The organism is Micromonospora parathelypteridis, assembly GCF_014201145.1.
GTDB classification, from domain to species: domain Bacteria; phylum Actinomycetota; class Actinomycetes; order Mycobacteriales; family Micromonosporaceae; genus Micromonospora; species Micromonospora parathelypteridis.
In genome coordinates this window covers 5,072,673-5,084,980 of sequence record NZ_JACHDP010000001.1, presented here as the reverse complement: position 1 = coordinate 5,084,980, position 12,308 = coordinate 5,072,673, and the positions used below count along the sequence as shown (strand labels likewise).

Below are 12,308 nucleotides of genomic sequence, written 5' to 3'. Positions count from 1 at the left end.
CGACTACTACGGCGAGGTCGGAGGCTTGGCCTTCTGGGGGTAGATCGTCTCGTGACGGGCCAGCATGGCGACGATCTCGCCGATCTTCCGCTCGCGGGTCTGCGCCCGTTTCACGGCATTGACGCGATAGATGAGAGAGAACCGGTTGGTCTTGGTGAGCACATCGAACATGGCCTGGGCGGCGGGTTCGGCGGCGATGGCGGCGAGCAGGTCGGCCGGCACCTCGGCTTCCGACGGCGGGGCGTAGGCATCCGCCCAGCGACCGTCCGCCTTCGCGGCCTCCACCGCGACGCGGCCTGTGGGCTGCATTCGCCCCTGCGCCTCCAGCCGCGCCACGTGGGCGACGTTGCGTTGCGACCAGGAACTGCGGGGGCGGCGAGGGGTGAACCGGATCCAGGAACTCTCCTGATCCCGTTTACGGGCCTGCCCGTCGATCCACCCGAAACACAGTGCCTCGTCGACCGCCTGCTGCCAGGTCAGCGTCGTGACTGTGCCGCCCTTCTTGGTCAGGGCCAACCAGACACCGGGCGACGTCGCGTGGTTGGCCGACAACCACGCGCGCAGCGCGTCGGCGTCCGCGACGACCAACTCATCCAGTTCGGCACTCGCCACGACGGCAGGCTATCGCTCCGTTGCCACAACCACTGCCGGTGGGCCAGCCCCACTCGCCGGGCTGTCGACAGAGATATCGATGAAAGGTGTAGTCCGCCTTTCCCACGGGCAATAACCCGCGCATGGAGGAGACGGCAGAGGGCGCGGAGCAACTGCTCGGCCAGCGCTGCCAGAGCGCTGAACCGCACCGGGCACGGCTCGCGACGCGACTGTCGGCAGCCCTCGGGTGATACGGCTGAGGCATTGCCTGCCCGCGGTGACGCTCGGGGCGGTGGCGCTCGGCGCAGCCCTGGGCGCTGACCCCGCCCACGCGAACCCGCCGTCGCCGTCGCCGACCAGTCTCCAGCCAGCGGGAGCGGCAACTTCGCCGCCGATCGTTCAGGCTCTGTTGCCCGACGTGGTCGAGACGTCACTGGCCATTCCACTCACACTGCCGTCGGCCATCCCCCTGCCTCTGCCGTCGGCCAAGCCCCTCGTGGTCATACAAACTCGGTTACCCCGTCCACCGTCGTTGCCCTCGTCGTCCCCCGTACCCGTCGCGTCCGCGTCGGCCTCCCCGGCCGCCCGCCCCACCTCGCCGCCGCCGCAGTCGCCAACGCCGCCGTCGTCACCGCCGTCACCGTCATCGTCACCGCCACCGCCGTCGTCGTCACCGCCGACGTCCGGGACAGCGACGGTGTCCGAAGGCGGTGCCCCCGCCGCCGTCGAGGACCGGGTGCCGGTTCGGGTGCCGGCCGCGATGGCCGCTGTCACAGCGCCGACGCCGAGCACGCCCGCCCGTCCCGCGTCGGGGCTACCGGCACTCGTGCTGGCGCTCGCCTCCGCACCTGCCGGTGCCGGCGCCGGCGTTGTCGTTCCACCGACGCCAGCAACTGAAGGTTCGCCGCTCATCTCGCCGCCCCGCCGAGGGCTTACCGTCGCCGCCGTCGACATGCGCGCTGCCAGCCGACCTGTGGAGCGGAGTCCTCCGCCGCCCCGGTAACTCCTGATCACCCACCCGCGTCCGCGACGTTGATCAGGAGAGGTCATGGAGATAGCCGTAATCTGGATCCCCGCAGACATCGAGCCGTCGGAGCCCGCCGTAGCGGTATGTCTTACGCACCTTCGCCGACACTCGTACCGTTTGAAAGGGATCATCCGGGATCCGTGGGAGTCCGTCGAACAGACGATGGTCGACGGGGAGGTGGACGTGATCGTCATCGCCGACCTGGCCCACCTTCCACCGGATCGGTCACCCCGCATCGAGGTGGCCGCCACGCCCGTATCGCCGGCCGACCAGGACCGGTCAACTCCCGGGTAGATCGACTCGTACGACGTAGCGCCCCGTCCGCCACGGACGGGGCGCTACGTCGACCGGGGGCGACACGAGGTCCTCGGGCTCACGGCCCATCCGGAGGGTTGGCCGGCTGCTGTCCCGGCCAGAACGGCCACTCCTCGAAGGACCGACAGCGTCCGTCCTCGGCGAACCGCATGATCCACAAGTCGCGGTACTCCTGGTCGACCGGGTCGCCGTAGCGGACCTCCTGGCGTGACACCGCGGTGTCACCGTCGACCGCGACGATCTCCCCGGTCATCTGGAACACCTCGTCGGGGCCCTTGCGTTGCTTCTCCCACATCCTGGCGATGGCCGGCAGGCCGACGACGGGCGTCCAGTACGGCCCCTGCTGGTACCTCGCGTCCTCGGTGAAGAGCGTGCCCAGCGCGTCCGTTCCGGGTGTCCGCCAGAGGTGCTCGTAGGCGGCAAGCCAATCCGTGACGTGCTTCCTGTCCATGGACGTCACCTTGCCATCCGGCGGGCGGCAGGCGACGGAAACCGGCAGTCGCGGCCCGCCAACGGGTTGGCTCAGGCGGCCAGGATCGCGTCGGCCACGGCGTCCGGGTGGGTCAGCATGCCCTCGTGCGTCCCGGGGACCATGACCGGTTCGAGTCCGAGCCGGGCGGCGAACTCGGACCCGGGGCGAGGCAGCGCGAGGTCGTGCTCGCCGAGGATGTACCGGGCGGGGAGGTCGAGGGCTGCCGTGTCCGGTGCGTCGAGCGCGTCCAGGAAGTAGGCGCCGGGGTGGGGGGTCAGCAGCTCCGCGAGCAGGCGTTGCGCGTCCTCGGCGACGTCCTGCATGAAGGTCTGCCGGACGAACTCCACAGTCGGTGGGATGGACCGGTCCGGCGTGGACTCGATCAGATCGCGAAGGAACGCCGCGACCTCCGGTGGATTGTCGTCCGCCGTCGACCCGCCGGGACCCGGAACCTGCGCGTTGTAATAGACCATTGATGAAATCCGGCCGGGCAACCGGTGAGCGGCAGCGGTCATCGGGTAGCCCGCCCAGCTGTGTCCGACCAGGGTCACCTCGGTGAGGTCCCGCCGTTGCACCTCGTCGACCAGGTGGTCCACCGCATCCCGGAGCCGCAGCCCGGCCCGATCATCGCCGTCGGCCAGTCCGGGCAGAGTGACGGCCAGCGCCCGATGCCCGGCGGCACGTAGCCGCTTGGCCACCGGCCACCAGCTCCAGCCTCCATGCCAGGCGCCGGGTATCAGCAGGTAGGTCGACGGCTGCGTGGGCATCGGTCCCTCCAGGGTGTGCGGGTTGACGGGTCTGACGAGAGGTTCCGCCCCGGATCGGATCGCTACGGTCCAGCCAGTCGGTCATACTGTCAGACACAGTGTCCGACGAAATGCTACACGGGTCCCTGGCAGGCCCGGCACGACTCGAAAGCTGGACGGCTCACGTCAGGACTGCGCCACTGACCGCCTGCGGCGCCCGCTCTACGAGGCGGGGGTGGGGCGATGGCGTTGGTAGTGGCGGGCCGCTTTGGCACGACCGCCGCAGCCGTCCATGGAACACCAGCGCCGGGTGCCGTTGCGCGACGTGTCGTAGAAGTACAAGACGCAGTCGGGGTTGCCGCAACGCCGGATTCGGAAGGGTTGCTGGCGCAGTAGGTCCAGGTAGTTGGTGACCGCCTGCCAGGAGAGGAGCCACTCCGGGTCGACGTCATGGCGCTCGTGCACGGTCGACTGGCGAAGCGTGTACCGCGAAGCCCCGCGGGCGAGGATCGCGTTGACCCCCCGCTCGGCGTCCTCGCCGGGCTGTTCGAGGACGCGGCGCAACGCCGAGCGGGCTTGGCGCAACGGCACCTCCACCGAGGTGGGGTCGCCCGCCAGCCGATGCTCGGCAAGCCAGCCCCGCAGTCCGTCGGGCTCGTCGAACAAGTCGACCATGCGGCCCCGCTCGACCCACTGGGTGTTGACCAGGTCCAGTGCGAGAGGTTCGCCCGCCAGCGGTCGCCGTGTCATGTGCGCGATCTTACCACCGTTCGCAGTTTGACAGGTTAGGTTGGGCGTGTAGTCTTCTCACCGGCAAAAGAGGTTAAGGCGGTTAGAGAGGTCGAGCGTCATGCCACATCGCTACCTGCAAGAACTGACCACTCCGTCGGTGGCCGCCGCTCAACACCGCTACGGCAGCCGGCCGGCCATCCAGCGCATGGTCGCCGGCTGGGACACCGACGCGGTGCTCGGCACCGATGAGGCCGCCTTCATCGCCGAACGCGACAGCTTCTACCTCGCCACGGTCGGCGAGAACGGCTGGCCGTACCTGCAGCACCGCGGTGGACCGCCCGGCTTCCTGCACGTGCTCGACCCGGTCGACGGGCACAGCGTCCTCGCCTGGGCCGACCTGCGCGGCAACCGGCAATATCTGTCAGTCGGCAACCTCGGGGCCTCGCCGCAGGTATCACTACTACTCATGGACTACCCCCACCAACGCCGCCTCAAAATCATCGGCACGGCCCACGTCACCGACGTACGTGACCGCGAAGCCGAAGGCCTGATGGAAGGGCTTGGCGTGCCCGGGAGGCCGGGCAAGGTGGAACGGTTGATAACCGTCGATGTGCGGGGCTACGACTGGAACTGCCCCCAACACATCACGCCGCGCTTCACCGAGGCGGAACTGTCGGACGCGCTCGCCCCGATGCGCGACGAACTCGCTCGCCTGCGCGCGGACAACCGCGCCCTACGCGAGCAACTGCACGGTCGCCCCCTCCCCGCCCCGAGCCGAGACAGGGACAGCCATGAGCACTGACGCCAACGACAGCGCACCGCTGCGACACCCGGTGCCCCCATTCACAGAAGAAACCGCTCGGATCAAGGTCCAGGCCGCCGAAGACGCCTGGAACACCCGCGATCCCCAGCGCGTCGCCGCCGCCTACACACCCGACAGCACCTGGCGCAATCGATCCACCTTCCTGACCGGCCGCGACGAGATCGAAGCGTTTCTGACCGAGAAGTGGGAACGCGAACTCGACTACGTCCTGCGTAAACAGCTGTGGGCGTTCCACCAGAACCGCATCGCCGTACGGTTCCAGTACGAGTGGCACGACGCCGCCGGCCAGTGGTGGCGAAGCTACGGCAACGAGCAGTGGGAGTTCGACGATCACGGCTACATGAGCCGCCGCGAAGCCAGCATCAACGATGTCCCCATCACCCCGGACGAGCGCCGCTTCCACGGCCCGCGGCCCTCGGGGGACGACACCGACCTACCGCTCCGGTAACAGCACCGGACGACCACCGGTAGCCCGGCGACACGATCACGCCGACACCTGCGCGCGCGCAGGAACCAGGGAGAAGAACATGAACAAGCCGACCGTACGCGTCATCGGCGGGCCGACGGCGGTCCTGGACTACGCGGGCTCCCGCCTCGTGTTGGACCCGACGTTCGACGAACCACGGACGTACCAGAGCGGGCCGGTCACCGCGACCAAGCTGACCGGACCAAGCGCCGCTGAGGACCTCGACCAGGTCGATGTGGTGCTCGTTTCGCACGAGCACCACATCGACAACCTCGACATCTCCGGGCGCGAGTACGCGCGACGCGCCCCGCGCGTGCTCACCACCGCGGCGGGGTTCCCGAAACTCGGTCCCGGCGCCATCGGCCTGCGGCCGTTCGAGGACACCCAGGTCGGCGACATTCGCGTCACGGCGGTTCCGGCGTTGCACGGCACACCGGAGATCGGCGTGGTCAACGGCCCGGTCATCGGGTTCGTGTTGGAGGCGAGCGGCTGGCCGACCGTCTACGTCAGTGGTGACAACGCCTCGGTGGATGTCGTGGCGGTCGTCGCGGAACGGTTCCCGGCGATAGAGATCGCGATCCTCAACCTCGGCGCGGCCTACATCGCGGTACGCGGCGAGGGTTTCCTCACCCTGACCGCGGAACTGGCGGCACGGGCGGCGGCCCTGCTCGGCGTCCGAGCGGTGGTGCCGGTGCACCAGGACGGCTGGGGGCACTACACCGAAGGTGCCGACGACGTCGTGCGTGCCTTCGCGGAAGCGGGCCTGGCGGACGTACTCGTCGACCTGCGGCCCGGCGACTCGGCGACCGTTTGACGAGGACTCGCCGGACCCCAGGGCCGATGCGTACGCCAGAACGCCGGTGCCCAGGCTGACAGGCTAGTTTGCTCGGATGAGTCTTCTCGATGACGTCGCGAGTCGTGACAGTTGGCGATGCTGGGTGTGCGACGAGCCGGTCGACGCCGACAGGTCGGTGAACGACCCGCGTGGCCCCAGCGTCGACAGCCGGACCGCCGACAAGAAGGCCAAGGTCACCGAGCGACTCGCGCACCGTGCCTGCAACACCCGCAAGGGCGCGGTCAAGGTGGTCATCGCCTGGCCGGACCATCTGCATGTGGTGGAGCCCGCGCCGCTGATCACCGTCGCCGAGCGGCTCGAACGCAAGGGTGGCCGCGAGTTGGTCGCCCGCTGTCCGAGCAAGAAGGACGCCCAGGAGGCGGCGGACTGGTTGGTAGACCGGTTCTCCCGGCTGGTGCCCGGGCTGCCGGTCACCGCGAGCGTCGACACAGGCGGCGGACAGTATCTCGTCGCCCTGGCCACCGGCCGTCGCTGACCGGTGGCCCTGTCGGCGGGGCCGAAGGCATTGACATCGGCCGGGTGGCGATCAGAAGGGGGGCGCGTCCTCGCCCATCAACGCCAGTACGACGCCTCCCTTTCCGCTCTTGAGGCTCTGGACCACGACCTTGCCGGTGCTGCCGTCGGGCAACTCCAGGGTGAAGGTCTTCCCGACCGCGTTCTTGGGGCCGTTGCCGGCGCTGTTGGCGGGTCGGAAGTCACCTGCCCACGGAGGGATCCCACCCCTGCGGGCGGGCTCGGCGAAGAGCGCGGCAGTCCCCGGGGTCCTGGTGCCGTCTGCGGAGAGAAGCACTGATGCACTGCGATAGGTAGCCATATACGGCAAGGCTATCCCGGACGGTGCTCGTTCGCGTCACCCTGACTGCCGCCCGACACGAACGGCCACGGTGTCGAGCTAATCGCCGCTGGTGCGGGATCCGCGGGCGCGTGCCCGGTAGGCGGCGACGTTCGTTCGGTTGCCGCAGATCTCGTAGGAGTGCCAGCGCTGGGTGCGGCTGCGGGTCGTGTCGTAGAAGACGCGGGAGCACATGTCGTTACCGCAGATGCGCAGCCGCGACCAGGTGCTCGCGTTGACGAGTTCGGCGACGGTGAGCACGATCCGGCCCACGACCGGATCGCCGGACACCTGCAGTAGCTGTGGTTGCCCGTCCGGCGTGAAGGTTTGCCGGAATGTGAGCTCGTTGCCCTGCTCGGTCACCATCGTCCAGGCCTGGGCGGTTCGCGCCGGCGTGTCGGCCGCCAACACCGCGATCAGGTGATCACGGACGGCGCGGACCCGCTCGAGTCGGACGGGGGTCGGGGCGTCCTCCGCCGTGGGATCGAACGGGCTGAGGATCGCGCCGGCCTGCCGGGGATCGTCGAGGGTGTCCGGTAGTGCCGGTGTGGCGTGTGGCCGGGAGTTGAGCAGGTCCACGATCGCCGCGGCCGGCGCGGGGATCCGCGGGTCGGCCGTGTCCTGGCTCTCGTGCGTGGCCATGCCCCACACACTACCCTCGACATGGCCTAGGCGACAAAGGCCTTTACAGTGACGCCCAGGCCCGCTGGACACGGCGGCCCCAAGCGCCCTGGGTGCCCGCGTCAACCTACGGGGCCCTGCGTGGCGATGCTGATCACCGCCATGGTGTTCAAGGTGCGCTGCCGCCGGCGACTCATCAGTGCGAAGCAGGCGGTCAGCGTCACCAACTCCACCTCGGCCCAAACGCCCGTGACGTCGACGCGGATCGGCCCGCCGAGCCGTCCGGGGAGGCGCACCGCGATCCGGTGCCCGTCGCGTACCAGCTCACCGCCGCAGCGACCGGGCGCCCAGCGCGCCACCCCGCCGGGCCCCGGCACGTGCGACCGGAGCGGGTCGAGCCGCACCGCCACGCCGTGCTCGGTCTGGGCGGTGACCCCGATGCGCCGGCGATCGGTCGGCGCGACCGTCCAGAGGCCCGCGCCGGTGCGGATCTCGCCGCGCCGCCAGGTCCAGCCGGTACGCAGCGAGGCGCAACCCCCGGCACCGGAGTCGAGAACGAAGACCCCGTCCTGCTTTCGTACGGTCAGCGCGGTCATCGGTTCAGCCTCTCCGGGCGCGCCCGGGGCAGGCCGAGGATGAGGACGACGCCGACGCTCAGGTGGAGCAGCGCGAGAGTCGCCTTCGCTCCCCCGCCGACGCCGCTCGGTGGCCCGACCAGGAGCGACAGCAGCAGGACCGCGACCGCGATCGAGGTCCACCACACACGGGCCCGGTTGGTCAGCCGTTCCAGCACCGCGAGCAGCGCCCAACCGGCCAGTGCCGCGACCGCGGCGGCCACGACGACCGCGGCCGCCGCAATCTGCCGGGTCGAGTTTCCGGAGTTGGCCGCCAGGTCGACGTCGGCCGCCGAGTGCAGGATCGCGAACTCGGCCGTCGCCACCAGGATCGCGCCGGCCGCCACCGCGGCTCGACGCAGGAGAAGGTTGTTCGTCATGCCCTGAGTCTGCGGACCCGGCCGGGCCGGGCACGTCGGTCCAGACGCCACAGCGGCTACATCCGTTGGCAGCACCGGGTACTACCAAAGGAGGTGGTCCGGCCCGCCACGAGCCCAGTAGCCTGCGCTGGTGGACGCGGCGACATGCGATGCTGGCCCACCGCGGGCGTGGCGTACCGCCCCGGTGGGTGTCTCGACCGTGGCGATCGGTCTCCTCGTCGCGACCGTGCTGTGGTCTGCCACCCGCTCCAGCTCCACCCTCTTGATCCGCGCCGACGTCGCGCTGGCGGTAGCCGCCCTGACCCTCGTCCCGTTGGTTGCCCGCCGCCCGGAGGTGGGTGGTGTGCTGGCCGGTCTGCTGGTCGCGCTGTCGCCGGTGGTCACCCCGGTGGCGAGCTTCGCGGTGCTGTTCACCGCCCGCAACCGGCCGTTCCGGCAGGCTGCGGCGGTGGCGGCGATCGGCGTGGCAGGCGAGGCGGTGCAGGCGATCTGGCGGCCGATGCCCAGCCTGCCGTACGCGTGGCGGCTGGTGCTGATGACGGCCGCCTACGCGGCCCTGCTGGGCTGGGGCACCTGGGCGCAGGCCCGGCACGCCCTGCTGGCCGCACTGCGGGACCGGGCCTGGCGGGCTGAGCAGGAGCAGGAACGGCGGGTCATGGAGGCGCGGGCGGCCGAGCGCAGCCGGATCGCGCGGGAGATGCACGACGTGCTGGCGCACCGGCTCTCGCTGCTCGCGGCGGCCGCCGGCGCGATGGAGTACCGGCCGGACGCGCCACCCGAGCGGCTCAGCGCCGCCGCCGGGGTGATCCGCGCCAGCGCACACCACGCCCTCGACGAACTGCGCGAGGTCATCACGCTGCTGCGCAGCGACGACACCGAGTCGCCGGCGGACGCACCACCCGGGCAGACCCTCGCCGACCTGCCGCGCCTGGTCGAGGAGGCACGGGCCGCCGGACAGCAGATCGAGGTCGACGACCCGCTCGGCCCGCCGGTCGACCTCCCCCCGACGGTCGGCCGCACCGCCTACCGAATCGCACAGGAGGCGCTGACCAACGCCCGCAAGCACGCCGCCGGGCAGCCGGTCCGGCTCGCTCTCGGCGGCACACCCGGGTCCGGTCTGGACATCGCGGTGAGCAACCCGACCACGCCCGACAGCGGTGCCACCGGGGACGGCGGAGCCGGCCTGATCGGTCTCGCCGAACGGGCCGCCCTCACCGGTGGTCGCGTCACCCATCACATCGACGCCTCGGGTCGGTTCCACCTCACCGCATGGCTGCCGTGGCCGACGTGACGGACCCGATCCGGGTCGTCATCGTCGACGACGACCCCCTCGTTCGGGGAATGCTGACGATGATGCTCGACGGCGCCGACGGGATCGTCGTCGTGGGCGAGGCCGCCGACGGCGGTGCGGCGATCACCGCGGTGGACCGGCACCTGCCCGACGTGGTGCTGATGGACATCCGGATGCCGGGCGTCAACGGCATCACCGCCACCGAGCGCCTGCGCCGCCGCCACCGGCCGCCCGAGATCATCGTGCTCACCACGTTCGACACCGACGAGCACGTGGTGCGGGCCCTACGGGCCGGCGCCAGCGGCTTCCTGCTCAAGGACACCCCGCCGGAGCGGATCAGCCTGGCGGTACGCGCCGTCGCGGCCGGCAACCCGATGCTGTCGCCGGGCGTGACGCGCCGTCTCATGCAGCGGGTGGCGTCCGGGGCCGAGTCCTCACTGCAGGCGCGCGACCGGCTGGCCCTGCTCACGCCCCGGGAACGCGACGTCGTGCTGGCGATCGCGCAGGGACGCTCCAACGCCGAGATCGCCACCGAGCTGCTGATGAGCGTCACCACGGTCAAGGCTCACGTCTCGCACATCCTGACCAAGCTGGATCTCGACAACCGTACCCAGATCGCGCTGCTCGCCCACGACGCCCGGCTCGCCTGACCGGATCCCCGGCGCTAGCGCAGCTCCACGATCCTGGCCCGGGTGTTGGCCGGGGCCTCCGGGTGCCCGCGCTCGACGTCGGCCCGAACGTCAGCCACGGTCCTGCCGGCCAGTTCCCGCCGCCAGGCCAGGTCGGCACCCCGCATGGCCTGGGCGAACGCGCAGGACTGTCGATAGTCGACGCCCGCGTGCTCCCCCGGCCCCTTGCTGAGGATCTGGTCGCACTGGAACAGCTCCTCCGGGCCCTCGATCGCGGTCACGATGTCCAGCAGGGAGACCGCCCCTGGGGCCCGGGCCAACCGAAAGCCCCCGCGTGGCCCCGAGGTCGACGTCAGGATCCCGGCCCGGACCAGGGCCTGGAGCTGCTTGTTCAGATAAGCCGGCGGCAGTTCGTAGAACGCCGCGAGGGTGCTGGTTGGCACCGGGGCGTCCAGCCAGCTCAGGTTGAGGCACGTGTGGAGGGCCCATTCGACGCCCTGGCTCATCCGCATAATCCTGGACTCTACATGTCCAGAGTTTGTGACAGATGCCATGATCGCTAGCGTCAGGGATTCTGGACACCTAGTGTCTAGGAATCAACGAACACCGAAGGAGCCGACAATGACACTGGTACGCGCAGCCCAGGCCGAAGTTCTCGACAGCGACCCGGCCAGCGTGATCACGCTGCTCCTCGACCCCGAGCACACCGGCGGCGCCCTGACCAGCAACCGCACCCTGCTCAAGAACGGCACCGATGGCGCTCCGCCGCACCTGCACACCGGCTCGGGCGAGCTGTTCTTCGTGCTCGACGGTGCCCTCGAAATGCTCGTCGGCGACGAACTGCACACCCTGCACAAGGGAGACACGCTCTTCGTCCCGCCGAGCACCCCGCACGCCTTCGCCCCCGCCGACGGCCAGGACGCCGACTTCCTCGTTGTGATCACCCCCGGCAAGCCCCGGTTCGACTACTACCGGCTGCTCGACAAGGTGCACCAGGGCGAAGCCACCTGGCAGGAGGTTGGCGAGACCCAGGACCGCTACGACAACCACTATGTGGAGAGCCCGGTCTGGACGAGCCGACAGGGCTGACGACCTTAAAGGAGCAGGCAGTGGCTGCACGTCGGTGTGGGCTCCGAGCAGGGCTCGCCCGGCTGATCGAGGACCACGGCCACCGGGTGTGCGCTGCCGTGGGCGACGGCGGCGCGGTTACACCGAGACGCAGTTGGTGGCGGCCGCGATGCTGCACCCACCACTGATCGCCGCCGGTACACAGTGGAGCTATTCGAACACCAATTACCTCGTGGCCGGGATGCTCATCGAACGGGTCACCGGAAACCGTTGGCACATCGAGGTGCGTTCCAGGATCCTGATGCCGCTGCGACTGACCCACACGTTCTACCCCGGCGACCGGCCGACCCTGCCTCAGCCGCACGCCCAGGGGTACCGGCAGTTCGCGCCGGACGGGCCGCTGGTCGACACGACCGTCTTCAATCCGACCGTGACGGCCTCGGCCGGCGGCCTGGTCAGCACCACCACCGACCTGGCCCGCTTCTGGCAGGCGGTCGGGCGCGGCCAGCTGTTGCGGCCCGGACAGATGGCCGCGCTGCGCCAGACCGTGCTGGCCGATGGGTTCCAGGGGATCCGACCAGGCATCCGCTACGGGCTGGGCATCATGTGGATACCCAACCGGTGCGGCGGCTCCTGGGCGCACGTCGGCTCCATGCCCGGGATGAGCACCCTCACCGCGGTCACCCCGGACGGGCACCGCTCGACGGTCCTGTACCTGGCCACCGAACTGGCCGACCCGGACCGGGCAACGGCGATCACAGAGCGGGAGATGGCACTGCTCGACGACCTGATCTGCGGCTGACGGTTTACCGGAAAGCGGTGGTTCGACCTACCCCGGTCGACGG

General features: G+C 70.3%; 18 protein-coding genes. 8 read left to right on the top strand and 10 right to left on the bottom strand.

Going from position 1 to position 12,308, the window contains the following annotated elements:
* Positions 1 to 6 precede the first annotated feature (6 nt).
* The 5 genes from HNR20_RS23035 to HNR20_RS23015 form a co-directional block, all read right to left on the bottom strand.
* The gene (locus tag HNR20_RS23035) at positions 7 to 612 is read right to left on the bottom strand and encodes a YdeI/OmpD-associated family protein (protein ID WP_184183385.1); all 606 of its coding nucleotides are present in this window, start codon (positions 610 to 612) and stop codon (positions 7 to 9) included.
* 378 nt (positions 613 to 990) lie between these two features.
* Positions 991 to 1,383: a hypothetical protein gene (locus HNR20_RS23030; RefSeq protein WP_184183382.1), complete on the bottom strand. Its 393-nt coding sequence runs from the start codon at positions 1,381 to 1,383 to the stop codon at positions 991 to 993.
* A gap of 608 nt (positions 1,384 to 1,991) precedes the next feature.
* Positions 1,992 to 2,384, bottom strand: a complete 393-nt coding sequence (locus tag HNR20_RS23025; RefSeq protein WP_184183379.1) for a YybH family protein — start codon at positions 2,382 to 2,384, stop codon at positions 1,992 to 1,994.
* 71 nt (positions 2,385 to 2,455) lie between these two features.
* Positions 2,456 to 3,172: an alpha/beta fold hydrolase gene (locus HNR20_RS23020; RefSeq protein WP_221309890.1), complete on the bottom strand. Its 717-nt coding sequence runs from the start codon at positions 3,170 to 3,172 to the stop codon at positions 2,456 to 2,458.
* A 201-nt stretch (positions 3,173 to 3,373) separates the two neighbouring features.
* Positions 3,374 to 3,901 carry a CGNR zinc finger domain-containing protein gene (locus tag HNR20_RS23015; RefSeq protein WP_184183376.1) on the bottom strand — a complete coding sequence of 176 codons (528 nt, stop codon included), beginning with the start codon at positions 3,899 to 3,901 and terminating at the stop codon, positions 3,374 to 3,376.
* Positions 3,902 to 4,001: 100 nt separating this feature from the next.
* Here HNR20_RS23015 and HNR20_RS23010 point away from each other — a divergent pair, with 100 nt between their 5' ends.
* From HNR20_RS23010 to HNR20_RS22995, 4 genes are all read left to right on the top strand, one after another.
* Entirely contained in the window at positions 4,002 to 4,685 is a 684-nt protein-coding gene (locus HNR20_RS23010; RefSeq protein WP_184183373.1) for a pyridoxamine 5'-phosphate oxidase family protein, read from the top strand.
* Positions 4,675 to 5,154, top strand: coding sequence for a nuclear transport factor 2 family protein (locus HNR20_RS23005; RefSeq protein ID WP_184183370.1), 480 nt, complete (start codon positions 4,675 to 4,677; stop codon positions 5,152 to 5,154). Before HNR20_RS23010 ends, HNR20_RS23005 begins: the two co-directional genes overlap by 11 nt.
* 79 nt (positions 5,155 to 5,233) lie before the next feature.
* Positions 5,234 to 5,986 carry an MBL fold metallo-hydrolase gene (locus tag HNR20_RS23000; protein ID WP_184183367.1) on the top strand — a complete coding sequence of 251 codons (753 nt, stop codon included), beginning with the start codon at positions 5,234 to 5,236 and terminating at the stop codon, positions 5,984 to 5,986.
* A 76-nt stretch (positions 5,987 to 6,062) separates the two neighbouring features.
* Positions 6,063 to 6,503 carry a hypothetical protein gene (locus HNR20_RS22995; protein ID WP_184183364.1) on the top strand — a complete coding sequence of 147 codons (441 nt, stop codon included), beginning with the start codon at positions 6,063 to 6,065 and terminating at the stop codon, positions 6,501 to 6,503.
* Positions 6,504 to 6,554: 51 nt separating this feature from the next.
* Here HNR20_RS22995 and HNR20_RS22990 read toward each other — a convergent pair whose 3' ends face one another.
* The 4 genes from HNR20_RS22990 to HNR20_RS22975 form a co-directional block, all read right to left on the bottom strand.
* Complete coding sequence (locus tag HNR20_RS22990; RefSeq protein ID WP_184183361.1) at positions 6,555 to 6,818, bottom strand: hypothetical protein; 264 nt, start codon at positions 6,816 to 6,818, stop codon at positions 6,555 to 6,557.
* Between the two features lie 102 nt (positions 6,819 to 6,920).
* The gene (locus HNR20_RS22985; protein WP_184183358.1) at positions 6,921 to 7,502 is read right to left on the bottom strand and encodes a CGNR zinc finger domain-containing protein; all 582 of its coding nucleotides are present in this window, start codon (positions 7,500 to 7,502) and stop codon (positions 6,921 to 6,923) included.
* 101 nt (positions 7,503 to 7,603) lie between these two features.
* Positions 7,604 to 8,077: a hypothetical protein gene (locus tag HNR20_RS22980; protein ID WP_184183355.1), complete on the bottom strand. Its 474-nt coding sequence runs from the start codon at positions 8,075 to 8,077 to the stop codon at positions 7,604 to 7,606.
* Complete coding sequence (locus HNR20_RS22975; RefSeq protein WP_184183352.1) at positions 8,074 to 8,475, bottom strand: DUF6069 family protein; 402 nt, start codon at positions 8,473 to 8,475, stop codon at positions 8,074 to 8,076. Before HNR20_RS22975 ends, HNR20_RS22980 begins: the two co-directional genes overlap by 4 nt.
* A gap of 130 nt (positions 8,476 to 8,605) precedes the next feature.
* Here HNR20_RS22975 and HNR20_RS22970 point away from each other — a divergent pair, with 130 nt between their 5' ends.
* Both HNR20_RS22970 and HNR20_RS22965 read left to right on the top strand, forming a co-directional pair.
* Entirely contained in the window at positions 8,606 to 9,766 is a 1,161-nt protein-coding gene (locus HNR20_RS22970; RefSeq protein ID WP_229687370.1) for a sensor histidine kinase, read from the top strand.
* Positions 9,754 to 10,416: a response regulator gene (locus HNR20_RS22965; protein WP_311736879.1), complete on the top strand. Its 663-nt coding sequence runs from the start codon at positions 9,754 to 9,756 to the stop codon at positions 10,414 to 10,416. Before HNR20_RS22970 ends, HNR20_RS22965 begins: the two co-directional genes overlap by 13 nt.
* Positions 10,417 to 10,430: 14 nt before the next feature.
* Here HNR20_RS22965 and HNR20_RS22960 read toward each other — a convergent pair whose 3' ends face one another.
* Entirely contained in the window at positions 10,431 to 10,901 is a 471-nt protein-coding gene (locus HNR20_RS22960) for an RrF2 family transcriptional regulator (RefSeq protein ID WP_184183346.1), read from the bottom strand.
* Positions 10,902 to 11,016: 115 nt separating this feature from the next.
* On the opposite strand from HNR20_RS22960, the gene HNR20_RS22955 reads away from it, so the two are divergent.
* Positions 11,017 to 11,484 carry a cupin domain-containing protein gene (locus tag HNR20_RS22955; protein WP_184183344.1) on the top strand — a complete coding sequence of 156 codons (468 nt, stop codon included), beginning with the start codon at positions 11,017 to 11,019 and terminating at the stop codon, positions 11,482 to 11,484.
* On the top strand, positions 11,447 to 12,265 hold the full coding sequence (locus tag HNR20_RS22950) for a serine hydrolase domain-containing protein (protein WP_260321874.1): 819 nt from the start codon (positions 11,447 to 11,449) through the stop codon (positions 12,263 to 12,265). The genes HNR20_RS22955 and HNR20_RS22950 overlap by 38 nt, the downstream gene beginning before the upstream one ends.
* Positions 12,266 to 12,308: the final 43 nt, after the last annotated feature.